Annotated in this window: 21 protein-coding genes; 4 read left to right on the plus strand and 17 right to left on the minus strand. The window is 38.1% G+C overall.

What is annotated here, in order from left to right:
- Positions 1–6: 6 nt before the first annotated feature.
- The 15 genes from A5N88_RS15165 to A5N88_RS15240 form a co-directional block, all read right to left on the minus strand.
- Complete coding sequence (locus A5N88_RS15165; RefSeq protein ID WP_157090690.1) at positions 7–1,044, minus strand: cytochrome d ubiquinol oxidase subunit II; 1,038 nt, start codon at positions 1,042–1,044, stop codon at positions 7–9.
- 13 nt (positions 1,045–1,057) lie between these two features.
- Entirely contained in the window at positions 1,058–2,404 is a 1,347-nt protein-coding gene (locus tag A5N88_RS15170) for a cytochrome ubiquinol oxidase subunit I (protein WP_066267562.1), read from the minus strand.
- A 426-nt stretch (positions 2,405–2,830) separates the two neighbouring features.
- Positions 2,831–3,721, minus strand: coding sequence for an NAD(P)/FAD-dependent oxidoreductase (locus A5N88_RS15175; RefSeq protein WP_066267567.1), 891 nt, complete (start codon positions 3,719–3,721; stop codon positions 2,831–2,833).
- A gap of 439 nt (positions 3,722–4,160) precedes the next feature.
- Positions 4,161–4,943, minus strand: coding sequence for a Cof-type HAD-IIB family hydrolase (locus A5N88_RS15180; RefSeq protein WP_066267569.1), 783 nt, complete (start codon positions 4,941–4,943; stop codon positions 4,161–4,163).
- Between the two features lie 258 nt (positions 4,944–5,201).
- Entirely contained in the window at positions 5,202–5,381 is a 180-nt protein-coding gene (locus tag A5N88_RS15185; RefSeq protein WP_066267571.1) for a small acid-soluble spore protein H, read from the minus strand.
- Between the two features lie 291 nt (positions 5,382–5,672).
- Positions 5,673–5,996, minus strand: coding sequence for a cytochrome o ubiquinol oxidase subunit IV (gene cyoD / locus A5N88_RS15190; RefSeq protein ID WP_066267572.1), 324 nt, complete (start codon positions 5,994–5,996; stop codon positions 5,673–5,675).
- A 1-nt stretch (position 5,997) separates the two neighbouring features.
- Complete coding sequence (gene cyoC / locus A5N88_RS15195) at positions 5,998–6,600, minus strand: cytochrome o ubiquinol oxidase subunit III (RefSeq protein ID WP_066267574.1); 603 nt, start codon at positions 6,598–6,600, stop codon at positions 5,998–6,000.
- On the minus strand, positions 6,600–8,570 hold the full coding sequence (locus tag A5N88_RS15200) for a cbb3-type cytochrome c oxidase subunit I (protein WP_066267576.1): 1,971 nt from the start codon (positions 8,568–8,570) through the stop codon (positions 6,600–6,602). Before A5N88_RS15200 ends, cyoC begins: the two co-directional genes overlap by 1 nt.
- Positions 8,571–8,592: 22 nt before the next feature.
- Positions 8,593–9,528, minus strand: coding sequence for a ubiquinol oxidase subunit II (locus A5N88_RS15205; protein ID WP_066267577.1), 936 nt, complete (start codon positions 9,526–9,528; stop codon positions 8,593–8,595).
- A 770-nt stretch (positions 9,529–10,298) separates the two neighbouring features.
- Positions 10,299–10,922: a hypothetical protein gene (locus tag A5N88_RS15210; protein WP_066267578.1), complete on the minus strand. Its 624-nt coding sequence runs from the start codon at positions 10,920–10,922 to the stop codon at positions 10,299–10,301.
- Between the two features lie 9 nt (positions 10,923–10,931).
- Positions 10,932–12,113 (minus strand): ParM/StbA family protein, encoded by a 1,182-nt coding sequence (locus A5N88_RS15215; RefSeq protein ID WP_066267582.1) that lies wholly within the window; start codon positions 12,111–12,113, stop codon positions 10,932–10,934.
- Between the two features lie 2,451 nt (positions 12,114–14,564).
- Positions 14,565–15,881, minus strand: coding sequence for a nucleotide sugar dehydrogenase (locus tag A5N88_RS15220; protein ID WP_066267584.1), 1,317 nt, complete (start codon positions 15,879–15,881; stop codon positions 14,565–14,567).
- Positions 15,882–16,894: 1,013 nt separating this feature from the next.
- A complete protein-coding gene (locus A5N88_RS15230; protein WP_066267588.1) occupies positions 16,895–18,220 on the minus strand; it encodes a glycosyltransferase in 1,326 nt (441 codons plus the stop codon).
- The gene (locus A5N88_RS15235; RefSeq protein ID WP_066267590.1) at positions 18,213–19,469 is read right to left on the minus strand and encodes a glycosyltransferase family 4 protein; all 1,257 of its coding nucleotides are present in this window, start codon (positions 19,467–19,469) and stop codon (positions 18,213–18,215) included. The genes A5N88_RS15230 and A5N88_RS15235 overlap by 8 nt, the downstream gene beginning before the upstream one ends.
- Before the next feature lie 201 nt (positions 19,470–19,670).
- On the minus strand, positions 19,671–20,015 hold the full coding sequence (locus A5N88_RS15240; RefSeq protein ID WP_066267592.1) for an Mpo1-like protein: 345 nt from the start codon (positions 20,013–20,015) through the stop codon (positions 19,671–19,673).
- Positions 20,016–20,096: 81 nt separating this feature from the next.
- On the opposite strand from A5N88_RS15240, the gene A5N88_RS26185 reads away from it, so the two are divergent.
- Entirely contained in the window at positions 20,097–20,222 is a 126-nt protein-coding gene (locus A5N88_RS26185; RefSeq protein WP_260525563.1) for a hypothetical protein, read from the plus strand.
- A gap of 247 nt (positions 20,223–20,469) precedes the next feature.
- Here the strand turns inward: A5N88_RS26185 and A5N88_RS15245 are convergent, their stop codons facing one another.
- Both A5N88_RS15245 and A5N88_RS15250 read right to left on the minus strand, forming a co-directional pair.
- On the minus strand, positions 20,470–20,910 hold the full coding sequence (locus A5N88_RS15245) for a hypothetical protein (RefSeq protein ID WP_066270577.1): 441 nt from the start codon (positions 20,908–20,910) through the stop codon (positions 20,470–20,472).
- Positions 20,911–20,920: 10 nt separating this feature from the next.
- Positions 20,921–21,268: an ASCH domain-containing protein gene (locus A5N88_RS15250; protein ID WP_066267593.1), complete on the minus strand. Its 348-nt coding sequence runs from the start codon at positions 21,266–21,268 to the stop codon at positions 20,921–20,923.
- A gap of 422 nt (positions 21,269–21,690) precedes the next feature.
- Here A5N88_RS15250 and A5N88_RS15255 point away from each other — a divergent pair, with 422 nt between their 5' ends.
- From A5N88_RS15255 to pepT, 3 genes are all read left to right on the plus strand, one after another.
- Positions 21,691–22,623, plus strand: a complete 933-nt coding sequence (locus tag A5N88_RS15255; protein WP_066267595.1) for an aldo/keto reductase — start codon at positions 21,691–21,693, stop codon at positions 22,621–22,623.
- A 455-nt stretch (positions 22,624–23,078) separates the two neighbouring features.
- Positions 23,079–24,449 carry an MATE family efflux transporter gene (locus A5N88_RS15260; protein ID WP_066267597.1) on the plus strand — a complete coding sequence of 457 codons (1,371 nt, stop codon included), beginning with the start codon at positions 23,079–23,081 and terminating at the stop codon, positions 24,447–24,449.
- A gap of 275 nt (positions 24,450–24,724) precedes the next feature.
- Positions 24,725–25,957 (plus strand): peptidase T, encoded by a 1,233-nt coding sequence (gene pepT, locus A5N88_RS15265; protein ID WP_066267598.1) that lies wholly within the window; start codon positions 24,725–24,727, stop codon positions 25,955–25,957.
- The last annotated feature ends 156 nt before the right edge of the window (positions 25,958–26,113 follow it).

The raw sequence follows: 26,113 nt of genomic DNA on the forward strand, positions 1-26,113 counted from the left end.
TACTTATTATGTCCGTTTATGCCGGATATAGCTTTTATCCTTCATGAAAAGTCTCCAGAAATAAAAGAATCCTGGGAAAAGAATGATAAAGCCTACAATATACATAGCAAAAACAGCATGGAAGTTACTTTGATTTGTAAATCCGGATCGAATGGTCACACTTGGGTAAACAATATACGGCAAATGGGCACGCCCATAAACGTAGCTTGCCAAAAAGTATTGGATCGTGATAGCGATAACGGCTAATCTTGGTTTTCCGCTTATAGGTGCATTTCGGTTAGGGAAAACTAGCGCAGCTCCTGCAAGCGCAAACATAGCAACCGAAATAATTAGCCACTGTATGTGAGAGAGCATATTATTATAAAGCCACGGAGCCTCTTTCTGTAATGTAACCATAATTAATAGGGACATGATTAAAAGGATCGGTCCAGTAATGATTGCTCCTTTCCGATATACCTTATAAGCCTCCCACTCCTCCGCCACCTTTGAGAAATCAGCCAAAAGCAAAGATGACAAAAACAACGTACTGCTGATTGCAAAGCCTATAAAGGCGTATTCATTAGGGCTTGTAAATAATTTTCCCATCTGCAGCTGCTGTACACCGTTGACCACTTTAATGAAATTCCCATGGGTAATCGGGAGGACACTAATGAGAAGGCCTGGGATCAAAATCCCGCAAATACCCGATACATATGTCAGAAGCTTCACATATTCATCCGCTACATGAGAAAAAACTAGAAAGGCACTTCGGAGTGATAACAACAGCAAAATAATGCTGCCCGGGATTAAAAGAACGGTTCCAAGCGTATAGGTAGCTTTCGGAAAAAGACTGACAATTGCTACCACAATCGCCACGATAAAAACATTAGTTACCTCCCAGGTTGGTGAAAGGTACCGGTTGGCAATATTCGTCGCCTTGGTTTGCTCTCGATTAATATATATCATCGACCAAAACCCTGCTCCAAAGTCCATTGTAGCCATCACCGCATAGATAAAGACAAACCCCCATATGAGGGTGATTGCAATCACTTCATCTTCAAACAAGGTAATCCCCCTCTTATACGTTTACATCCTGTTTGTTTCCTGGAAGTAGATCATCTTTTACAGGATGGCGTTTAAAATAGTACCGCAAGACTAATACAACCGAGATCGCTAAGATACAATAAATCAAACTAAAGAGAATGAACAGAATGCCAAGCTGCTGAGAGCCTGTTACAGCATCCTTCGTTTTCATAACATGGTAAATAACCCATGGCTGCCTGCCTGTACATGCAAAAATCCAGCCAAACTCCGTGCCCATAATGGAAAGAGGGCCGGATAATACAAATAACCACATGAGAACTTTCGGGAATACCTGTTTTTTTAATACCTTGTTCCAGAAAAAGCCTAAAATAGCCAAAAGTATAGTCAGCATGCCCACTCCTACCATTCCATTAAACAGGGTGTGGATAAATAATGGCGGCCATAAATCCTTTGGCCATTCGTTCAGGCCCTTTACAACCGTATTAAAACTGTTTCCAGCTAGAAAACTCAATCCCCAAGGAATTTCGATTGCCCACTTGACCTCCTGGGTTTTGGCATCTGTATAACCCCCAACGGCCAGTGGTGCATGGGACTGGGTTTCAAATAATCCTTCTGCCGCTGCGAGTTTTTCAGGCTGATATTTGTATAGCATTTGGGCTGCTTCATGGCCGCTTAATGCTGTTACCAATGAAAATATTCCGCCAATCGCAAGCCCAAGCATAAGAGCTTTCTTATGAAATTGATAAACCTGAGACTGTGATTTTTCTTTCAGCATTTTATAAGCAGCTATGGTGGCTATAATAAAAGCACCTGTCATAAAAGCCGAAATGGCAACATGGGTTGCTGTAATCCCAAATCCGGGATTGAAAAATGCTTTCCAGGGGTGTACATTTACAATTTCCCCATTTTTCATTTGAAAGCCCCTTGGTGTCCCCTCAAATGAGTGCACATTTGTAATAAGAACAGCAGATGCCATTGCCCCAATAACAACAGAAATAATACTGACTATTCTCATCCATGGCTTTATCCTGTCAGCAGCATACACATAAATAGACATAAACAGCGCTTCCACAAAGAAGGCATAAATTTCAATTTGAAATGGCAAAGCAATTACTTTGCCTACCACTTCCATAAAACCTGGCCATAAAAGGGAAAGCTGCACACCTGCAATGGTTCCGGTTGGAATCGATACACCCAATATTACAGCAAGCCCCTTTGTCCAGCGGTTTGCCATAATGGCGTAATCTCGATCCTTCGTTTTCTGATACATTAATTCTGCAACTAAAATCATAAGAGGAATTCCTACCCCCATAGTCGCAAAAATAATGTGAAACCCCATAGTTGTTCCAAATAAGGAACGTGCAATAACATAATCCTGCATGAAACCACCCTTCATCAGTAAGCCTTTATCTTATGAACTTATTTTGCTTTAGAGACAGAAAATTATTCCTTATTTAGGTTTTTTTAATGAAGGATGTAATAAATTATCTTTTTAACAATATCTATAGACCTAATTTTTTAAGGGTAGATTTAAGCAAAAGGCGCCGAGGGCCACGCTTTATCACACATAAAATGTGTGAACACCTTATTCATCAGCATGCATATCCAAAGTCTTCAACTGAGGTAATGGAAACACTGCAAGACAGTTCACGAGCTGATGTTTCCTTATCGTAGGGACGAGATGTAGATCCACTAGCCGATAGGCGCTGAAGCTAGACAAGACTAAATTGGATAATAAATTTTTACTTTATTATCCAACAAAAATAACCTGCCAAACGGCAGGCTCCCTTCTCATCACTATTACAATTTACATTAAGCTTTTATGAATCCAAATCCCTGCTTGAGAGCCGTCCCCCATTGCAATGGTTACCTGCTCTGAATGAGCAGCTATATCCCCTGCCGCCCAAACATTTTCTATATTGGTTTTCTTAGTCCTTGGATCAACCAATATATGTTTGTTTTGGTGAAGCTCCACTCCCAACTGGGCAGCCACAGCGGATCTCACCTCATTTCCTCCCATGGCAATAAAGGCACGGCTGGACAAAATCATTTTCCCGTTTTTAAGCCTGACTCCTTGAAAGTTCGATCCTTCTGCTAATACTTCTGCTATTTCTCCACTGTAATACCGGATTTTTTTCTCATCCAACAGTCTTTTCTTCTCTTCTGAAACCGGCTTTTCCTCGTGATTTACAAAAATGAGCTTATCGGTCCAATAACTAAGAATTAACGCCATGTTGGCCCCCACATTACCTGAACCAATTACAATGGTAGACTTATTTTTAATTTCGTACCCATCACAATCTGGACATACATAAACACTAATCCCAAGGCAGGGATATAATGAAGGAAAGTCTGGTATACGGTCCATAACTCCAGTTGCAAAGAGCAGCGTTTTCCCTGAATACGTTTGACCTTGCTGCCCTGTTAAAATAAAATAATTCTCTATTTTCTTAGCTGAAACAACTGTATCCTCTACTAATACTACTCCTAAAGCCTCGCACTGCTTTTTACCGGCACCCCTTAATTCTACTCCGCTCACTCCATCCGGGTAGCCTAATATATTGTGATATCCATGGCAAATACTCGACCGTCCATTATTCGAATCAATTATTAAAATTCTATGCTTGTATCTTCCTAATTGTATACCAGCCTGAAGACCCGCGATTCCTCCCCCAACTATGACGCAGTCGAAAAGCATAATCCTTCCCCTTTCCCGTGTAAAACTCAGATATACGTTACATACCATAATACTCAAAACACTAAACGTATATTGCTTTTATACTTAGCATAAGAGAATATTCAGGAACGGTGCCATTTTTTTACCGAAAAGCTTTCGGCATCTATCCAGTAAGTTCTCATTTTGATACATTTAAATTCCATTCCCTGCATGAAATCTAAAATAAGCTTGAGAATTTACTTCAAATGAAAAAGAAATGGTAACCAGCTATAATGTCATTCCTTAAATTCAATTAAGGCTCTTTTCGTAAACTTAGTTGCTATTTAACAAAAAATGATGAAATTCACAGGGCACAGGCTCTGTAGTAAACCTGTGAATTACTTACGAAAAGATGCCGCCAGAACGGATAAAATACGGATTTATTTTTTGTACTTAAAGCAATAATCCCTGAGAAAACAGCCTAAATTAATAACAGTTTTTCTAACCCTTTTCTAACACCATCCTCTTCAGCAGATAATGTAACCATGTTAGCAGCCTGCTTTACTTCATCACGTGCTGATCCCATAGCAACTCCCATTCCTACAAGCGAAAGCATCTCAATGTCGTTTAGCCCGTCTCCAAACGCAACAGCTTCATCCGGCGCGATTCCCAGTTTTTCAAGCAGCTTGGTTATACCCACTGCTTTTGTGGAAGAAGATAGATTAACGTCGCATGTTCTAGCACCAACGGAACTCCATCTTCTGAAGTCCAACTCTGGAACTTCTGATTGATAGAAGGACTCTTCATTTACATCACAATGTAAAAACACCTGGTAAATATCCTCTTCCATCCAGTATGAAGCTGGGGCCAGCTCAGGTTTCCATGGATCGCGCATGAACGCTTCTAGAACAAATGGATGAGTTAAATCTGTTGCTTTAAATGCTGTTGGGCCTAAATATGTAAGAGGGTGTTTATGATGGTTAGTTAGATAATGAAGTTTTTCCAGCACTTTCTTTTCAATTGGACTCTGATAAATCAATTCCCCATTATGGCTAACAAATGAACCATTAAAGAATACCATTGATTCAGCCCCTGACTCCTGTATAACGGTCTCTGAAAAGTAAGGTGCTCTTCCAGTTGCAAGAACTACATGGATATTTTTATTTTTTAACTTCTCTATGGCATCCTTTGTTGCATTACTGATTGCTTTGCCATGGGGTACGATGGTTCCGTCAATATCTAAAAAAACAATTTTATACTGCATAAACACTCTCCTGCCTGATGTAAATGTTTTAAATGCTTGTTATCAGTAAAAGTATAGCATTCTTTTGCCTTATTTAACGCTAGACCTATTCACACAAACCGCCGGCTGCGTGTATGCTGAACTAACGGAAAATCTCACAAAAAAACTGCCGTATTTCAGCAATATATTTTCGAATCATTTTCTAGTTACCCCAAGGTGAAAAAGCGAAAGGTTCCATACTCAATCGCTTTTTCACTCTCCGCCTCCCTGTTGAAGGGTTTACTGCTCCAGCAGCTCTGACAATAATACTTCCCTTTCATTTTCCGGGTCAAGAATCGGATATATTCTGGCAGTTTCGTTTTGCTCATCCACATGCTGAATATAAATAGGCTTACCGTTATAAATAACATTTGCCATTACAGGGGACTCAGCAATTTCTTTAGCTCGTTGTGTATTCAATTTAATCCCTCCTATCCTTGCTTCATTTTATATTGGCTCTCCGAATGGCTGGATATACCTTTAGCGGGCATTTCCCCGGGAAATAATTTTGAATGAAGGCTGTTTTCTCATAGATTTTTGTTTTACTTACAAAGGATTACCCGGAAAGAGTCTAAATGAATGACTTGCAACAGTATGTATATTTGGAGTTGTAAAACAGGCAGTTTTCAACATAGCATTGAGCTTTACAAAGCCCAACTTATAAAAGGTACAAAAAAACCTCCGTTATAAACGGAGGTTTTTTCATATACATTATTGTACTTGAGCATTAAAGGACATTATCCATACAGAACCAGCTACGATTGTGAAAACGAAGATTATGCCGAGCACTAAGGCCATAACATTATATCGAGGTCTTTCTCCTTCTCTAACGTGCATGAAGAAGAATAACTGAACTAAGAACTGAAGGAGTGCCATAATCATTATCGTAACTAGCAGCGCTGTCCCTTGCATCATATGTTTTAAAACTAAAACCAAAGGAATAATGGTCAAAATGATTGAAATGATAAAACCAGTCACATATTGCCCAATTGTTCCGTGATTTTCATGAGCTTCATGATTTTCATGTTGGGTCATGTTACATCACCCCCATCAAATATACAACCGTAAGGATAAAGATCCAAACTGCGTCAAGGAAGTGCCAGTACAAGCTGACATTGAAAGCTTTTCTTTGAGTTACATCTGTAATTCCGCGTCGTGACAACTGAATAACAATTCCTGTCATCCATACTAAACCAACAGAAACGTGCAGTCCATGGGTTCCAACTAAGATAAAGAATGCTGAAAGGAAAGCACTAGTATGAATAGTTGCACCGTCATGAACCATTTTTGTAAACTCAGTTACCTCAAATCCGATAAATCCAAGACCAAAAATGATGGTTACGATCAGCCATGCAATCATTTGCTTCACTTTGCCTTTATGCATTGCTAAGATCGCTAAACCACTTGTAAAACTACTTGTTAATAAGATAAATGTTTCAGCCACAAAGCCTGGAACTTCGAATAATTCTTTTCCGATGGGTCCGCCTGCTGTGTTATGTCTTAAAACAACATAAGTTGCAAACAGTGTACCGAATAAAAGACAGTCCGTTACGAGGAAGATCCAGAAACCCATAACCTTTAGGGCTTCTTGGTCTACATGGCCATGGTCATGATCGTGATTAGATGATGCATGTTCCATTATAATCCCCTCCCTAGAGCAGTTTCCGTACGTTCTACTTCTTCAGCAGGAATATAGTAATCCACATCGTATTGGAATGAACGTGAAATTAAGCATATAACAACGCCTATCATACCGAGAACACCCATCCAAATCCAATTGAATGTAAAGCCAAATCCTGCAATAAAGAAGCATACTGAGAATATGAATGGTATAGCTGAATCCTTTGGCATATGAATTGGCTCATAATGATCAGGTTTAGCTATCTTTTTGCCAGCTTTAATGTCTTCTTTTGTTTCATGCCAAGAATCGAACTTATCCGCATAAGGAAGGTGTGCAAAGTTATATAATGGTGCAGGTGAGGGAATAGACCATTCAAGCGTACGTCCATCCCATGGATCGCCTGTAACATCGCGCTCACCATGTTTCACACTGTAGATAATTTGCCATACTTGGAAAATGAAGCCGATACCCATTAAGAATGCCCCGATAGTAGAAACCAGGTTAAGCGGAGCCCAGCCTAAATCCCAGCCGTACGTATAAACGCGTCGAGTCATACCCATGAAACCTAAAGCGTATTGAGGCATGAAACATACATAGAAACCGATGTTCCATGTCCAGAATGCCCAGTGTCCTAGACGATCGTTTAACTTGAAGCCAAACATTTTTGGCCACCAGTAATATAAACCAGCTAGATATCCAAACACCACACCGCCAATTATTACTTGATGGAAATGGGCAATTAGGAAGTAGCTGTTGTGATACTGATAGTCAGCAGGCGCGACAGCTAGCATAACCCCTGTAGCTCCACCGACAACGAAACATGGGATAAATGCAATGGTCCACAACATCGGCTGTGTAAAGCTGATACGTCCGCGGAACATTGTAAATAACCAGTTAAATATTTTAACCCCGGTTGGGATTGCTATTGCCATGGTTGAGATGGCGAAGAAAGCATTAACATCTGCTCCTGAACCCATTGTAAAGAAATGGTGAGTCCAAGTGAAGAACCCGATAACGCTGATGACCATCATAGAAAAGACCATGGATGCATAACCAAAAATTCTTTTCTTTGAGAAAGTCGCTACAACTTCCGAGAAAATACCGAAAGCTGGAAGAACAATAATATATACCTCAGGGTGTCCCCACATCCAAATCAAGTTGACGAACATCATTGGATTTCCTCCACCTGTCATGGTGAAGAAGTGAGCACCTGCGAAACGGTCGATAAACAGTAAAGCTAATGTAACTGTCAAAATTGGGAAAGCAAAAATGATTAAGATACAGCTTGTGAATACAGACCATGTGAATAAAGGCATTTTCATTAATTTCATGCCAGGGGTACGCATTTTCAGGATTGTTACTAAAAAGTTAATCCCCGTGGCCAAACTACCTATACCGGATATCTGCACACCCCATATATAGAAGTTTTCGCCAACTCCAGGACTTCCGGAAAGCTCTGATAACGGCGGATAAGATAACCAGCCTGCATTCGGAGATCCACCGATAACAAATGAAAGGTTAAACAGCATTGCACCCATAAAGAACATCCAGAAACTAATTGCGTTCAAGTATGGATAAGCAACGTCACGCGCTCCAATTTGAAGCGGTACTGCGATATTAAATAAACCAAACATAAACGGCATCGCCATGAATAAAATCATGATCGTACCATGGGTTGTAAAGATTTCGTTATAGTGATTCGAATCTAAAAAATGCAAGTTAGGAAAAGCTAATTGTGACCGCATTAAAAGTGCATCCACACCACCGCGGAAAAGCATTACTAATGCTGCCAGGATATACATAATCCCAATTTTCTTATGGTCAACGGTTACTAGCCATTCACGCCATAACCAGCCCCACTTTTTATAGCGGGTTAGAACGAAGAGGATTGCAAGTGTCGCAAAGACAATTGACACATCCGCTCCATAAATCATTGGTTCACCGGTTACGAAGAAGTGAGATGCAAATGTTTTTATACTATCTAACATGTAGAATGTCTCCTCTCTTCTATCAGTGCTTCATATCCATTCCGGACATGTTGTCTTTCTGCTTCATTTTGGGATATTCATTTTTCATATCGCCAGTCATATGGTGACCATTTTTTTCTACAATCTTATCGAATAATCCATTAGGGACTGATGAGAAGGATTGTACTTTGGCAAGACCTTTTTGAGCTAAGTGATCATAGCCGCTTTGAGTTAGCGCAGGACTGCTTTGTTTGATTCCCTTAACCCAACTATTAAAGTCCGCTTGGTTCGTGGAAGTCACATTAAATTGCATGTGTGCAAATCCTTCACCAGAGAAGTTTGCGCCCGATCCAAAAAATGTGCCTGTTTTATTGGCTTCAAGCCATAGACGCATTTTCATGCCCGGCATTGTATATTCCTGACCACCGAGCTGTGGAACCCAGAAAGAGTTCATTGGTGCATCAGATGTTAATTCAAACTGAACAGGAACATTCGCAGGAATTTCAGCATAGTTCACTGTTGCTATTTTTTGATCTGGATAAATGAATAACCATTTCCAGTCTAAAGAAGTAACCTGAATCGTAAGTGGTTTTGCTTTTTTAGGATTAACTGGTTCTTTTGCTAAAGAGTAAGTATCTCTCACAGTGAGAACACCTAAGATAATAACAATAATAATTGGGATACCCCACCAGATTGTTTCCAGCAGCTTACTTTCTGACCAGTGTGGTTCATATGGCGCCTTATTATCTGGAGTATCACGATACCGATATATAATGAATATAAGTAGAGCAATAACAGGGATAACCACAATAGCACAAATAATGGTCGATAATACGATTAAATGGTATTCCTTCTGTGCAACTGGACCTACTGGGTGCAACACAATGTACTTGTCGCTGCATCCTGCCATAGCTACGGTTGCAAAAACTGCCAATGCTAAATATTTTAGCTTGTTAAAAATTCCTTTTGGCTTATTCAAAACCATTCAGCTCCTTTCTGAACTATTCCAGTAGTAGATGATATAGTAAAAATTCAAGAGTGATGTAACCCTCTTAATGAATAATGTAACGTACTTTCATATCATACATCGAAGTTAGCGTCATGTACTTATTTATGAATGACAGTTCGATAAATTGTACGATTTTCGACAAAAATTCATCACAGATTATTCACTTCTTCTTTTTTTACTTTTCTATCTGTAGGTTTTGGAAAGTTCACCTAGTCTATACCCTATATATTAGGATTTATAGCTGGAAAAGTTGGTAATACTTCAAATGATTTCTTTTTAAAACCAAGTGAATTTTCTACTCTTTTTCGGGGATTTTCAGGTAGTTTTTGCAGTCATGGATAGTCAGCAGCAAAAAATCATTTGTTTTTAAGACAAAATTCATTTTATAATGCTTGTTATGCTTGTCCGTTCAAATAAAAGAAAGAGAGGTTTCTTCTACAGGATTATTTTCAATCAAATAAAAAGGAAAGTCTCTTATTGACACACAAAAATACAGCTGAAATCTCCATCCAGCCTTCCTCCATTAGATACATTAACACAGTTTTTAAAAAAAATGTATTTCTTAATACAATCTTTTAACAGATTGTCAAAAAGGATTGTACGTTATTGTTAAACAAAATCATATTTACTATTCAATGTATACAGCTGGATATTTTTCCAAAACACCCAATGACAACAACGGAACGAAAACAAAAACCCCCTTTAACGACAGTTCCAATCGCTAAAGGGAGCAGCAAATATCATTTATTCATTTGTGCTAAAAATCCGCCAAGCAAATCATCAAGAGTCTCTTCTTTTTCAGAAGTTTGCTCTTTATTTAAAGATTCATCAGGCTTTATCGAATCCCAATCAAATTGATCCAAATCATCATCAATATCATCTTCTGGCTGCAACTCAACCACATGTTCTTTCTGCTCTTCTTCTATTGGGGAGGCAACGCCAACTTGTTTTCTTGTTTCTGATTTGGGCATTACAGAATATGCTTCCTCCTGCAGATAAAGTGCCTGATCGATATCCGTATGGTTGCTATTCAGTGCTGCAAGCAAAGATACGGACCGGACAGGGTCAGCTATCAAGTGGTACATAATGCTTCCCAGCAAGGCTTCAGAATGCTCATGTTTGAGCCAATCTTTCTGCATCTTGCTTAATTTCTGAGGAATGGGAATGGTAAGTGCTTCTCTCTCTCTAGTAAAAGTTTGATTGACCCCTTGCATCACAAATTCAGCAATTCGACTGGAAAAGTTTCTCTTCTCTGTTTCCTTCAGCTTTTGTATTTGTTTGAGGATATGATCGGGCGTATCTGAAGGGATACGAAAAGCGATCGTTTGGCCTCTTTTAATTTCGCTTGAAGAAGAATTCCCCATGAAATCACCCTATTTTGCCTTTACTGTTTCTTTTTCCTCAGGTTTTTTATTATTTTCTGTCCTTTTTAGGTTATCAGAAATAAGCTTATAATAAGCATTTGCCATCATCCAAATGCTTTCTTTTTCATCTTCAAAAAAGTCAATATTATAACCATCTAAATTGTTATTAAGCGTCTTTAAATATTCCTTCAAAACAACTGAGCCGCCACCTACAAAATAGCAAATCTCTGTTTGTGAATTCTTTTTCCAAACATTTCGCAATAAACGGTATTGCTTTTTAGCCAAATCCAGCAGAATGCGGTCTGTAATTTCATGTACGCTGGTTCTGCTTCCCTTCACCATAATGTGGTTTCGGTCGTGTTTTTTAGTGATGATTTCAACTACATCGCGTCGGCTATCTAGTTCGACACCGTATTTTGAGCGGATTTCTTCGCGAATGGCTTCAAGAGATTCTGATACACCCAAATTAAACCCTTGCGCCTTGTCATCATCTACGTTTCTGTTTTTTATAACTGCGATATCTGTAGACAAGCCACCAATATCCTGAATGATAATGCGTTTATCAATAAGGTCTTTATTTATAATGTTTAAGTTATTATCCATTACTAAGTTGATAAATGCAGCAAAGCCTTCTGGATAAACTTTTACTTCATCAAACTTAATATTTACTTTCAGTCCCTGATATTTAGGTGTTACTAAAAACTCTACCTGATGGACAGATCCCAGCAGTTTCGATCTATAGCCTGCATCTTTGCCTTCTTTTACTTCACGAAGGGGAAGGCCAGTTCCTAGTGTGTAGTTTGAATCCACAACATTTTGGTTTCTTTTAAACAGATTTTTATTTTCTTCTCTAACAGCATCCAATGCCAATGCAGTAAATAGCATAACAAGAGGCTGATCCTCTTCGGATTTGCTGCTTCCTGGATCCAATTCTGTTGCATTATCACTTTTTGTTGCCAATTGTCCAACCCGATAGATAGCATTGTTTTCTTTTAAAGCTGGAGAATGGATTTTAATATGTATTCCAGTAAGCGGGTCTTTCGTATCCAATTCTTCTATTCCTATTACAGGACGATCTTCAATGTCTCTTGCAACAACATTTGGAATGCTGAGTTCATAATCTACTTTTCCAAATATGGCTTTTACAGCGTCATTCCCTACATCAACTGCTGCGATTCTCGAGTTCCCCATGAATATCTTCCTCTCTTGGTTCTTTTTATTTTTGTATCTATTAATAGAGTAAAAGACTATGGTAATAGAGTCAATATATTCTAGAGTTTGTTAACAAAACGTAAACTTGCAAACACTCTTGTAAACCTAATGTTTTCATAAGTGAAATTCCCCACAAATCAACAAGTAAACGTATTTGTTTACTTGTAAACATTTCTGTAAACAAAAGTAAACAAAATTGCAAACAAGTTTACAGTTTACGCAAACTTGTTATCGTTTTTTGTAAACTTGTTTGCATTAATTTTTAGCGGCCCGTTAGCTAGCTATTATCTCTCTTAAAACCTCCCCTCTCCTAACTTTATGGGAGGGAATAAATCAATAACTACTTTAACTACTTTTTCTGTTGCCCGGAAAACAGTTTATAGCTAGATATTCTATGGCTTCATTGAAATTCTCGGGTACACCGAAACAATAAAGCAAACCAAAGAGAATATTTAAATCAACTGTTTTAGTTTCTAACATTAATATTGAGATGACTAAAAAAACTACAAATGTTGTAAATCTTCTTATTTACTGCCCTAGCAAAGAGAGCAGTAACTGGAACTTTCAATTTATATTATATAATAATCTTGAATACTAATTCTCAAGATAAAAGCATGAGCACGGATAAGCTACGAATGAGTAACTTTCAATTTAGACTGTCATCTAATTGTTTTAAAGTGAAACAATTATGTCAATTAATTACTTAAAAATCGATATAATCTTTGAGGCAATTAATTTTGAAGATGCAGATACGTTTATTACTAGCATGCTAATGAATTCCATCCCATAATCCCTCAGGGAAAATTCGCAAATGAAGTAGATCTATAACTTAATACCATCACTTGATTTCACATGTACGATAAATCGGCAGTTTTTATGGCATTTAGTCTTTTATGTCAATTTGCTACAAACACTTTAAAAATTTCTCGATAAAATTGCCGTATTTTTTTGAAAGCCTAGAACTAATTAATTTGCCCGAAAGCTTTTTTTCTTTATCTGCTATTTAGTTTTCTGGCTTAAAAATTTCTATACTTTATAGGTTGATCTTAAAATTTGGAATACTTATTTTTTGCATGATGTTTGGTGCAGATAAACGAGAGTTCTGCAGGCAAGAGAAGAGCCTATATGAGCGATTTGGTGCGAGGAGACTTTCTGTTTGCACCCCGGAAAGCGAGGGCTTGGAGCAGAAATCAATAACCAATTTTCAAAAAACTCCATAAATCCAATCTATATTTAAGAATTTATAATAATGTCGATTTGTCATCCAAAGAAGTTTATCTACTTTTAATTTCCTTGGATTATAGCAAAACAGTGTCCACCTGCACCTAGGTAAGGTTTGTGAAGTTTAACACGGGGATGTTTGTTTTCCATTTCAAATACCTTGAAAAATATTGATTTAATTTATTACAAGTAACTATCAAAGGTTGTTCTCTATATCATCTACTGATCATTTGTAACAAAAGGGAGAGAATAATATAAATGACAATTAAGTAAGTTTAAATAGGAGTATTCTTCATCAGGGTCTTTTATAATTCAGCTGATACTTTAAGTCAAAAAACTGCATAACATTTTTAAATGACTGACTAATAGGGTTTATTTTATTGTCATAAAAAGCGGAATTCTATCGAGGGTAAATCTTTTTACATTAAAGGAACTTCGCTTTCGCCTGGTCATCTTTTTATCTAAATAGATGAATACTATACAGAAGATCAAATGATCTTTGCAACATACTCAACTGAAATAGTATAGGGTGCAAAAATGAGTGCTAATAAATAAAACCCTCAACAATTTATATCACTTTCAGGGTGTTTGCAAATAAGTAAACAAGTATACAAATCTGTTTGCATGTTTTCATTTACTGTAAACATGTTTGCAATATCGTTTACAATTGTTTGCATTATATGTTTACAAGTTTACAAATACGTTTGCATATTAATATATCAACGTTTTTGGGGTGATCTATCTTGTCTGAATCGCGTTTACAACTTCTTTGTTATACAAGCTAGTTGCAACATGCCATTTTTAAAAGCTTAGCTTTGAAATCTCCCCTTTTTCCTATATGTGATCATCGGTGCTGTTGGCTAATCTGGCTTTCTTTTTACTCTCTAAAATAGTCTCCTCCCGTTTATAATTAATAAAATCATATGGATCCTTTCTTAATTGCAATCGATATGTAAGTTTACTGCCTAATAAAGCAGTCAAGGGAGACACTGATAGCTTAGAAGTGCCGAAAGACTTCACAAACTGTCTGCGAAAAAGCCAGCACTTGGAGCGAAACTCTGGAAGAAGAATAGAGAACAGTCCATTTAGTTGTTAAAAAATATTTGAAGCAGCATTTAATCTACAGATTAACCAATATCCCTTATATTATCTAAAGCCATAATAAAAGAGAGATAGAATGCTATCCCCCTTCTCCTATCGCTCAGTTTTTTATGAAATGGCTCTTTTTAATTTAGGCACATACACTTCTTCCTTCGAAATTTTTTCTTGCTGTGTGTGCATATATAGAGTGCCAAGGTTAATATATTCGACTTCCTTATCCATCACATTCATAATATTTCGGGTATCAAACACACGCTTGTTTCTCATATTGCTAAATGCTTCATCATCCATCCATTTAAATTCATTATGGTCCGTTAAAACGACAACTAAATCGGATTGATGAACTGCCTCTTCCATCTTATTCATGACTATACTGCTATTTACATGCGGGTCATATGCTCGAATTTCATATTTTCCTTGGGCTTTCAAGAGATCCATGACCTCAATAGCAGGACTTTCCCTGATATCATCAACATTTCCTTTATATGTTAAGCCAAACAGGGTAATGGTTTTCCCATGAACATTTTCCATAAGAGTATTGATGCTTTTAACCACGTATTCAGGCATTGAGCAGTTGATTAAGCGCGATAAATTGATCATTTTAGCTGTTTCCGGAGCTTTTGCTACTATAAAGTATGGATCTACAGCAAGACAGTGTCCGCCTACTCCAGGGCCAGGTGTGTGCAGGTTAACACGAGGGTGTTTATTTGCCATTTCTATTACTTCTAACACATTGATTTCCAATTCATTACACACTTTAGCTACTTCATTTGCCAAAGCAATATTCACATCTCTAAAGGTATTTTCCATCAGCTTGGACATTTCAGCGGTTTTTGCATTGGTTTGAATAATTTCTCCCTGCACAAATGTACGGTAAATCGCTGCACCCGCTTCAGCACAAGCATCTGTAATGCCGCCTACAATGCGATTGTTGTATACAAGCTCATGCAAAATTTGGCCAGGCAATACTCTTTCAGGACAGTGTACAAGAAAAATATCCTCCCCTGCCTCATATCCAGCCTGCTCTATTAATGGTTTCACAAAATCATCCATGCTCCTTGGCGCTATAGTCGATTCAACTATTACGACATTTCCCTTTTCCAAGTATGGAATAATCGTCTTTACTGCACTTAAGACATAGGATAGATCGCAGGATTTCCATTGGTCATTATGATTGGGAGTAGGCACTGATATGATAAATGCATCCGCCTTTTCAGGATACAGAGATGCCTTAAAGGTGCCCATTTCAATTACTTCACTCAATGCTTCCTGCAAGCCTGGTTCTTCAATATGCAGCCTGCCTTCATTTAAGAAATCAATAACGCTTGGGTTAACATCGACACCTACTACTTCGACATGATGCTTAGCAAACATAATTGACGTTGGTGCTCCAATATATCCTAGTCCGATTGTACAAAGCTTCATACCCTTTATCTCTCCTTTTGTTTAGATCACCAGTAGTAGTTTCTTTCCGTTACAGGGATAGTTTTTAACTGCCAATCTGATGGTTTCCGTTGGCTGCAATGAGGGAAGATTCAAAGGCTAATAGTTATATTAAGGCCTTAAAGAAATCATAACGATGCATTTTTAAGGGGTTGTTAAGGTAGTATTTAGAATTGTTAAGCTATTGTTTATTCTCAGTGAAGGCTTGATTTAAAGGCTACTTCCTGTAGGTAATTTGTTTTAGAATCAGGAAATTGGACTTATGAAATGAATAACGCTGGAGCTAACCCGAAGATTGCATTGGGTATAAAATATACTATCCTTTTTTAAGACTCTGTTAAATTTCTATGGTGATAACTGCTTGTTTTTTAGCTCTTTCTAAAAAGAGGCTGTCCCAAATGGTACAATGAATTCAAATACCCTTGGCTACAGCAGCTTTTTTTGCTTGTTGGCTTCAACTGCAAGCATTTCTATTCGCTTCAATTAACCTTTGAATTAAATCCAAATTAGGATTGTGCATAGATATAGGTTGCTTTCTAATTATCCTGCTAGTTGATTTGCGCTGCAGGCACTCGCTTTCCGCGGGGCGGTTCGTCCTTCAGGATTTTCACTCCGAATACTCGCTTTCCGCGGGTGGCTGAGGAATCACATCATAACATGCTTATAGGGCTCTCCCAATACTGCTTAATTTGCAGGAGTCTTTTGTCTACCACTCTAATTAACGTTGAATCCAAGCGATTTATAGGTATTACTAGATATACTCAGCGCTATTCATCATGCCTGTTCTTTTTTGTTTAAATAAATTTTTAATAGATAAGCACCATTCTATTATTCTCACCAATTTCCCCTCTCCCATTTTTTGTTATATGATTCAAAATATAATAATGTAGTCCTCTAACAAAACCTTTTATAAAAGAATAAAAATAATAAACCCCTTTACCATACTGGAAAGGGGTATAAAAATCGCTATAAATACTTAAATGGATAATGACCAATTAATAGCTTTCTCTCAGCTGCCCGCCGCTTTGAATACGTCCGAATAATGAAGAATAGGTTGACAACAGCTTGTGCTTCTCTGTTTCCCAATTATAATTCTTAGAGGCTCTAAAGCAATTTCTTTTCATTTCATCATGGATTTTTGTATTTTCAAGAATAAAATTCACACCAAACGCAATATCTTGAAAATCATGTGAATCAATACAGATTCCAACCTTTTCTTTTTCTACTACCCTTTGAATTTCAGGGAAGCTGCATGCTACTACGGGCACACCGGCCATAAGATATTCAAACAATTTATTCGAGGAGGCGGAGTAATGATTAAAACAAACATTGTTAAGGACCTGAAAGCCTATATAGGCATTCCTTGTATATTCAGGGAGTTCTTTTAAAGGTACCTTAGGAAGAAATTTAACCTTATCCTGAAGCTTCATTTTCTCAACCAGCAACTCTAAAGCCGGTTTCATTTTCCCGTCACCAATAAAGACCAAAACACCCTCAGAAAACAGCGGTGCGGCTTTAATTAATTTATCAAGACCTCTTCCCTCTTGCATTCCTCCCTGATAAAGAAGGATTTTTTCGGTAGAAGGAATACCGAGAATTTGGTGGAGCGGGGCTTCCCTTTGATCATGAATCTCCTGCTTGAATGGATAATTATGAACAACATTTGGATAAAAACCGTATATTTTTTCATTGTATTTTGCTCTTGTGTGATTTTCTACTATCATTTGATCAACTCTATGGATTAAGAACGCCTCAATGATTCCGAATAAACGGCTGTTATAGCCCGTTCTGCTTGTCTGAACTTCATGAGAATCATATAATAATTGTCTTTTCTTCCATCTCCATTTGGCACCAATATAGCCCTGTATCAGCGTATTTAAATCATTCGAATGATAGATGTCATAATTGCCTTTCCAGCCTCTTAGAATCATTCTATACATGATGCTGGCTCTAATCCAAAACATATTAAGCTTTGTCTTAGTAAATAGGAAGATGATTACTGAAAAAAGGAAGACTGTAAAAGGCATTAAACAAAGCATCAAAAACCAGAATAAAGCTGAGACAGCCAAAATCAACTTATTTTTCATGCAAAGATGGCTGACTTTTTTTATAAATCCCAGAAGCAGGGGATGCTCCCTCACTCTAATAACATGAAAATGATGATTAATATTTTCATATTTAGGCAAAGATGGATTGTTGGTATCCTCAATACAAAATAACTCTACTGAATATCCATTTTCGGACAAAGCAGTGCATTCTCTTAGGACTCGGGCATCATTAGTAAAGTGATTCCAAACAAACATTCCCACTTTCTTATTCATTATGATTTACCTTTACGTTTTTAGGCTTGAAAAACCACTTTTTATCCGCTTTGCTGTTTTGCTGCTCCATAAATCGTTTAAGCAGGAAGATATTTTCTTCCCACACAAATTCTCTGTTTATATAGTTTTCACAATGATCTTCCATTTTCTCTCTAATGGATGGATTCTCCTTTAAATAAAGGACATGTTTCACCATTTCCTCTACGCTTCCCTCTGTTGAGACAAATCCCACCTTGTTATCTTCAATAATTTTTTTCGAATAACCCGTCACAGAAGCAACGATAGGTACTCTGCAGGTCATGTAATCTATCACTTTTCCTGGCAATACGGTCCCAAATACCTCTTTATTTTTTAATGTAACAATCCCGGCGCTATGCTCTGCAAGCTTTTTAAAACAAGCTTTTCTCGACAAAGGCATTACGAATTCTACATTATCCAGCCCTTTGTTTACTATATAATTCTTAAAATCATTTTTTCTCATACCATAGCCAATAACCGTAAGTGGTATAGAGTGCTCCTTTAGTTTCTCTGCAAGCAATCTAATGATGTCAACGTCCTGAGCCAGCCCTAAATTGCCGGCATAAACAGCTTTAAATTGCCATTTATTCCATTTAGGCGAAATCTCCGACCGCCTTGCTCCATTCGGAATAAAACTGATTTTGCTTTCCTGTATATTTGCTCTCTTTTTTATATGAGGAATAAAGCCTCTACTGTTTACAATAATATGGTCTGCCTTCTTGTAGAGGAGAGATTCAATTCCATTAAAAATAAAAAAAATGAGTTTGTTCTCAAACAACCCCACACCTTTTAGCGACTCTGGCCATAAGTCGCGAATATCAAGCACCAGCCTGCACCGGTATCGAAACTTCGCAGCCAATCCCACCATTGCAACAAAAATAGAAGGTGATGTTGTGAATACGAAGTCATATCTTGACGTATCTTTAAAAAGATATAAAAACATTCTGACAGCCATTTCCATATAAAAATAAAAACGATTAATAATCGCAAGCGAATATCCTCTTGTTTTAATCGGAACTCTGTGTATATTCTTCCCCCCGTTCAAATCCTCCTGATCCCAGAATTGCTCTTGTTTATATAAATTTCTGTCAGGATAAGCAGGTTCAGTCGTTACTATGGCAACATCATATCCCATACCGCTCAAAAGCTGGTAAATGTTTTTCATTCTGTTAGCCGCACTGCCAATCTCCGGATAAAAATTCTGCGTAATTATAAGCACCTTTTTCGCCATGCCCCTTAGTCCCCTCCCTTATTCTAAGTAAGCTTATCCTCGATGTTACAGTAATAATATTAATATTCTGTTAAGGGTTGGTAATGGGTTTATAAAACCTGACTAAAGGAGGCATAGCTAATAACGTTTGTCTGGAGCTGCCTTAAAACAAGAGAAAATGGTGAAAGCCTAACAATTCACGACAAAACAGTGTTGTATTTTTCATCCATTTTTTTCTTTCTTTTCAAAGCGGGCAGTTCTAGCAAGCTCTCTTTCCAGTTGTCTAGTAAGAGTAAACCAATACATCCGAAAATCAGCCCGAAGTGACCAGACCGGATGTCCAAACGTTGCTGGTTTATTTCCTTCAATAAAAAAATGGCTAATCCATGCAAGTGCATATGCTGACAGAGGCGCCAGCAGCAAAATCCACCATTTCATAAAGGAAATGGCTAATATAATAAACAGAAAAACCAAGCTGGTTCCAACAAAATGCCAGCTTCTTGTAGCAGGTTTAAGGTGCTGTGTTAAATAATAGACCCAAAACTCCTCGTAATCTTTGAAGTCCACTTCGACCCCTCCTTATATTTCCTTTGGTTTTTCTTTCGACAGTACTGAGGCTAATTCCTTTGATAGAAGTAACTTTAAGACATGACGGCAGAAAAAGCACAGGCTGCCATTTTGGAAGAAAAAGAAATCAAGTCAATTGCTATTTCTCCTGGTTATTTATCGAAATTATTTCCCGAGAAAAGATTATGTATTAAAGCGTGCAATTGAATCAGCTTATGCCTTCTACATGAGATGGCAAAAGCAAGTGCCTTGCTCATTGACGAGGATACTCCGTACCACCTGCTAAAAAACGAGTGCCTGAAAGCGGACATTAACAAACAGGATTACAGAGCTATTTAAATAACTTTTCCCCAACCAAAAAAGAAGCTGCGGAATACAGCTTCTTTTTTGGTTGCATACAAGAGTTCTTTTATATGATAATCGGTCAAATCACAGCTAAGTCTGCATATACAGCCTACCAAAATACAGGCTTTGACACCATCAGCCAAAGCATTGCCAGCAGCAGCGCCAGATAAATGATGGTGGACCTCAATAATTTTGACACTAATTCATTTGTGTTTTGACCGGGCTGATCGAACTTCCTAAGAGTAGGAGAGAATGCACGTGCCAGAAAAAATAATGAACTAACCATTACAATAACTGTCACATCAATCCATGGTGTTCTCCAGGTCCAGGAGCTAATGATGACAAGCAATATACCAGAACCTGCCAGGACATGGCCAGCATGCTTCGCAAGCCTGACAGAGGCTTTAAAGGTATCAAGATATGCCTGCTGCTTCACTCCTTCTGTAACTTTTATTTTCTGGCTTATTGGCAGTAGAATAAAAAAAGGTCCGATTGACATAATTACGCTAAGTATATGGATATACAAAATCAAAGGATGAAGAATTTCCATACCCATAGCTCTATACTTCCGCAGGTCTGAATTCATGCACCCAAACCATCATGGAAGGCAGCCACTTCATTCCATGATGAAAAGAAAGGATGAAATTCTTGTATTCCTCAAGACTTTCGTACCCTTCTTGATAGGCGTGATTCTCCGTCATTTCTCCAAGAGATTGACGATAAACCTTTTCAACTATAAATTCTTGTCCCTTTAGAAACAGCTTTTCTCCAATATCTGCATAGCGCCCATTACGGCGTACAGCGGTTTTTCTACCTGCCAATACTTTTTCTACATCAGATCCATTCGTCACCAGACGTTCCACTGTACACGTCTTTGGCGGAAAAATTTTATTTTCATGAAACTCCATAAGAGTATGTTTCCTCCTTTACCCCAAAGAAATTACGATTACTATTTTCAAAGCGTACTTTAAAGCCTTCTCATATTACCATATATCCTCTTTGACACTTAAAATGTAAATTGAACGTTTTATTACAATTTCCCGAGATCATTGCTGCTGGCCCACACAAGGCTGTTTTCGCATGGATGGTTCATTGCTTATAAAGAGTCAGGCACAGAAAGCTATACGAGAAATGCCAAATTCAGTAAAGTCGCGTTCCATATCATATTTAACAAAAGCCCGTTCCTATAAACCTTTAATAATTTGGTTTTCCGTTCATATATGAAGTTTTTCTTTTAGAGAAATAAAGGAGACAAAAACAATCCTATCATTTTCTTTTTATGCCGCCCTTTTGTTATGATAGTTTCAATCAAAGAAAGGAGTTGGAATAATTGGTTAAGCAGGTGCAAATAGGAAAAACAGATCTTTATGTAAATCCCATCGGTCTTGGAACAAATGCTGTCGGAGGACACAACATATATCCTAATTTAAGTGAAGAAACAGGAAAAGAAGTTGTCCGCACAGCTTTAAAAAGTGGCATTAATTTTCTTGATACTGCCTATATATACGGACCTGAACGTTCAGAGGAATTAATTGGAGAAGTCCTAAAGGAACAGGGTAACCGAGAAAAAGTGGTTATTGCTACAAAAGGCGCCCATAAATTTGTAGACGGGAAAATTGTGATAGATAATTCCCCTGCCTTTTTAAAAGAATCCGTAGACAACAGCCTAAAAAGACTCCAAACGGATTATATTGATCTTTTTTATATCCACTTTCCTGATGAGAAAACTCCTAAGGACGAAGCAGTTGGGGCATTGAAGGAATTAAAGGATGCCGGTAAAATTAAAGCAATCGGCGTTTCTAACTTCTCCATTGAACAGCTTAAAGAAGCGAATAAAGATGGTTATGTAGATGTCCTTCAATCAGAATACAACCTGTTTAAACGTGCTGTTGAGGATCAGCTTTTGCCTTACACAGCCGATACAGGCATTTCATTCATTCCTTATTTCCCGCTGGCAGCAGGACTACTGGGCGGGAAGTATACAAAAAACACAACGTTTAATGACGGCCGTGCTAAAAACCCTCTCTTCCAAGGGGAAGCCTTCGAACGCAATCTGCAGAAAGTAGAGCAGATACGTGAAATAGCTAATGAGAAAGGGGCAGAAACTGCACACGTTGTTCTCGCCTGGTATTTAACCCGTGACTCCATTGATGTATTAATACCAGGCGCAAAACGCCCTGATCAGGTTTCAAATAACCTTAAAACGCTTGACGTGCATCTTACAAACGAAGAGATAGAAAAAATCAGCAGAATATTTAAGTAGAAAAGCGGAGGGACCCTGCTTATCGGCGAAAAGCATAATCCAAGCCGGCATGAAGGTTCGTCTTTAACCTTCTTGGAGGATTGGATTATGACCTCGAGCCGATGGGTCCCAAAGCTAGACAATAGAAAAGCGGATGACGACGTTTAGCGGCGCTCGGACTAGACAAGACAGACATTATTAATATAACGGATAAACGCACTTCTCTTTCGCGTTTATCCTTTTTTTATGCAAAAAAAATTTTCCTTTTTTTCCCTAAAAATTTTATAAATATTTTGCCCCACGAAGGAATTTTTCGAGTATAATCTTCATATTGGTCAAATGACAACAATTACAAATTTATGCGAATGACTAAGAATAGCGTAGGCGCCTTGCTCATCGCCGTACGGATTTCAGAGTCTTCGAGTGTGATGTAATAAAATTTTTATAAACTTATCTTGAACAAAGGGGACCTTTCGTTGAATACAGAAGGAAACAAATATCAGGAACAAAGCCTTTTCAGCCTCTCATGGCCGCTTTTTATCGAGCTCGCGCTTCATATGGGAATGGGCATCATAGCAACACTAATGTTGAGCCATTTTTCAGATGATGCTGTAGCCGGGGTGGGAGTAGCCAATCAGCTTATCAATATTTTTCTATTAGTTTTTAGCGTGACATCTGTTGGAGCCATTATCTTAATCGGCCAGCGTCTTGGCGCTAACCAATTAAGCGAAGCAAGAAAGCTTGCACGCGCTGCTTTCGGGGTCAACTTTTGGATAGGTGCCGTTATTTCTCTTATTGTCATTTTTTTTGGCGGTTATTTTTTACGTTTATTTGATATACATGGGCAGATTTATCAATATGGTCTCACCTTTGTCCGAATCTGCGGTTTTTCACTTCTATTTGAATCCCTGTCACAGGTTCTGAGTGCCGTCCTCCGAAGCCATGGATATACAAAAGAAGCGATGTCCGTTACCATCTTAATGGACGTCATCAGTATTGTGGGGAATATACTTGCTATAACGGGGATTTTTGGTCTTCCTAAAACAGGAGTAACAGGTGTTTCATGGGCAATGGTAGCTGCAAGGGCATTTGCAGTTTGTGCTCTTCTCTTCCTTGTTTATAGCCGGCTTTCATTAAAAATGAAAATCAGCGATATATTTATATTCAGCAAAGAAAATATTCATGGCATTCTTTCCATTGGAATACCATCAGCCGGAGAAAACCTTTCCTATCAATTTTCTCAATTAGTCATTACGGCTTTTGTTGCAGCCTTGGGAGCATCTTCTCTTGCTGCACGGGTATATATTTTGAATATATCGATGGTTTGCTATCTATTTACAGTAGCCATTGCCCAAGGGACTCAGATGTTAATTGCACGGTATGTTGGCGGAAATCTTTACGACAGGGCTCTCAATAGAGGTATTAAAACATTAAAGTTAGCCATGCTTGCCTCATTCATCACATCACTCCTTATTGCTTCAATAGGCTCACCTATTTTAAAGCTGTTCACTGATAACCAGGCAATTATAAACGTGGGCCTTCCTGTCTTATGGGCCATCGTCTTTATTGAACCCGGCAGAGCACTAAATATCGTGTTAATGGGATCTTTAAAATCCGCTGGCGATGTAAAGTTTCCTGTCTTTATCGGCATATTTTCAATGTGGACGGTTGCTGCCTTCCTGAGCTACATTCTTGGAATTCAATTCGGATTAGGTCTTGTGGGAATCTGGATAGCCCAAGGAATGGATGAATGGTTCAGAGGCATATTCGCGCTCAAACGCTGGCTTTCTAAGCCATGGGAACGCAAAGTAAAAATAAGAGCAAATCATCAAATGGAAGGCAGCTGACGTACCAGCTGCCTTTTTTATGGACCCTTTTCATATAGTTTGTTGTTTTTTCTAAAGCTCTGTTAACAGACTATGCTATGCTGAAGACTGCTCGTTTTTTAGCTCATTCGTGCGAAACTACCGTTTCACACGAATGAGCTAAAAAACAACAGAATCCATTAACAAAGACTTTCATAAAAGTGGATCGTACTATCAGTACAACTTAAAGATGAGTGAATTGCGATACACTTGTCCCGAACATGATAAACTAATAAGTAAAAGGAGATGAAATGAAGATGAAGCAAGAAATAATTGAACGATTTACATCCTATGTTAAAGTGGATACACAATCCAATGAAGATAGCACTACATGCCCATCTACTCCCGGCCAATGGACATTATTGCATCAATTAATAGACGAATTGAAATCCATTGGCATGGAAGAAGTCACTCTAGATGAGAATGGCTATGTCATGTCTTCCCTGCCTTCCAACACAGAGAAAGAAGTTCCTGTAATTGGCTTTTTGGCTCATGTAGACACCGCTACGGATTTTACCGGCATGGATGTTAAGCCTCAATTGGTAGAAAACTATAATGGCGATGATATTGTTTTAAATTCAAGTCTTAAAGTCATTCTTTCACCAAACGATTTTCCTTCTTTACTAAACTATAAGGGGCATACTCTGATTACTACAGATGGTACTACTCTCCTTGGGGGCGATAATAAAGCGGGGATTGCTGAGATTATGACAGCCATGGCTTATCTCATCCAGCATCCTGAAATTAAACACGGCAAAGTAAGAGTAGCTTTTACTCCAGACGAAGAAATCGGAAGAGGACCTCACAAATTTGATGTTAAAGCCTTTAATGCACGCTACGCCTATACCGTTGACGGCGGACCGATTGGAGAACTGGAATATGAAAGCTTTAATGCTGCAGGAGCAAAAATCACAATAAAAGGCACGAATATCCATCCCGGATCTGCTAAAGGAAAAATGGTGAATTCAGCAAAGATTGCAATGGAATTAAACGACCGGCTGCCTAAAAAAGAGGTTCCCGAATTGACTGAGGGCTATGAAGGCTTCTATCACTTAATTTCATTCCACGGAGATGTTGAACAAACAAAGCTTAACTATATCATCAGGGATTTTGGCCGAGATGAATTTAATGCAAAGAAAGCCCACCTAGAGAAAATTGTGAATGAATTAAAAGAGAAGTATGGCGACGATGCCATTATACTGGAGATGAATGACCAGTATTACAACATGAGGGAAAAGATTGAACCGGTTAAAGAAATTGTTGATATTGCATACCAAGCGATGAAAAACCTTGATATTGAGCCCGTTATCTCCCCTATTAGAGGCGGAACAGATGGATCTCAGCTATCCTATATGGGACTGCCCACTCCCAATATTTTTACAGGCGGAGAAAATTTCCACGGGAAATATGAGTACATATCGGTTGATAATATGGAAAAAGCAACAATGGTCATAGTAGAAATCGTCAAGCTCACAGAACAGAATGCTTAATTTTTAAGAGAATACTACTTCTGTACTCTAAACCGCTATGTATATATACACTATATATGGTGACTATATTTTTTTATTGACAATTATCGCTGGCCTTGTGATAATAGCTAAGATAACTGAATCAATTTACCTTTAAAACAGTCCCGTGAGGCTGGC

This window comes from Heyndrickxia acidicola, from assembly GCF_001636425.1.
Lineage (GTDB): Bacteria > Bacillota > Bacilli > Bacillales > Bacillaceae_C > Bacillus_AE > Bacillus_AE acidicola.

Bases quoted from the DNA above. Each gene is read 5' to 3' on its own strand.
- cyoD (WP_066267572.1), bottom strand. From the start codon at position 5,996: ATGACCCAACATGAAAATCATGAAGCTCATGAAAATCACGGAACAATT.
- A5N88_RS15180 (WP_066267569.1), bottom strand. From the start codon at position 4,943: ATGCAGTATAAAATTGTTTTTTTAGATATTGACGGAACCATCGTACCC.
- cyoC (WP_066267574.1), bottom strand. From the start codon at position 6,600: ATGGAACATGCATCATCTAATCACGATCATGACCATGGCCATGTAGAC.
- A5N88_RS15250 (WP_066267593.1), bottom strand. From the start codon at position 21,268: ATGGAGTTTCATGAAAATAAAATTTTTCCGCCAAAGACGTGTACAGTG.
- A5N88_RS15235 (WP_066267590.1), bottom strand. From the start codon at position 19,469: ATGGCGAAAAAGGTGCTTATAATTACGCAGAATTTTTATCCGGAGATT.
- pepT (WP_066267598.1), top strand. From the start codon at position 24,725: ATGAAGCAAGAAATAATTGAACGATTTACATCCTATGTTAAAGTGGAT.
- A5N88_RS15175 (WP_066267567.1), bottom strand. From the start codon at position 3,721: ATGCTTTTCGACTGCGTCATAGTTGGGGGAGGAATCGCGGGTCTTCAG.
- A5N88_RS15170 (WP_066267562.1), bottom strand. From the start codon at position 2,404: ATGCAGGATTATGTTATTGCACGTTCCTTATTTGGAACAACTATGGGG.
- A5N88_RS15220 (WP_066267584.1), bottom strand. From the start codon at position 15,881: ATGAAGCTTTGTACAATCGGACTAGGATATATTGGAGCACCAACGTCA.
- A5N88_RS15200 (WP_066267576.1), bottom strand. From the start codon at position 8,570: ATGTTAGATAGTATAAAAACATTTGCATCTCACTTCTTCGTAACCGGT.
- A5N88_RS26185 (WP_260525563.1), top strand. From the start codon at position 20,097: ATGACGGCAGAAAAAGCACAGGCTGCCATTTTGGAAGAAAAAGAAATC.
- A5N88_RS15230 (WP_066267588.1), bottom strand. From the start codon at position 18,220: ATGAATAAGAAAGTGGGAATGTTTGTTTGGAATCACTTTACTAATGAT.
- A5N88_RS15245 (WP_066270577.1), bottom strand. From the start codon at position 20,910: ATGGAAATTCTTCATCCTTTGATTTTGTATATCCATATACTTAGCGTA.
- A5N88_RS15210 (WP_066267578.1), bottom strand. From the start codon at position 10,922: ATGGGGAATTCTTCTTCAAGCGAAATTAAAAGAGGCCAAACGATCGCT.
- A5N88_RS15215 (WP_066267582.1), bottom strand. From the start codon at position 12,113: ATGGGGAACTCGAGAATCGCAGCAGTTGATGTAGGGAATGACGCTGTA.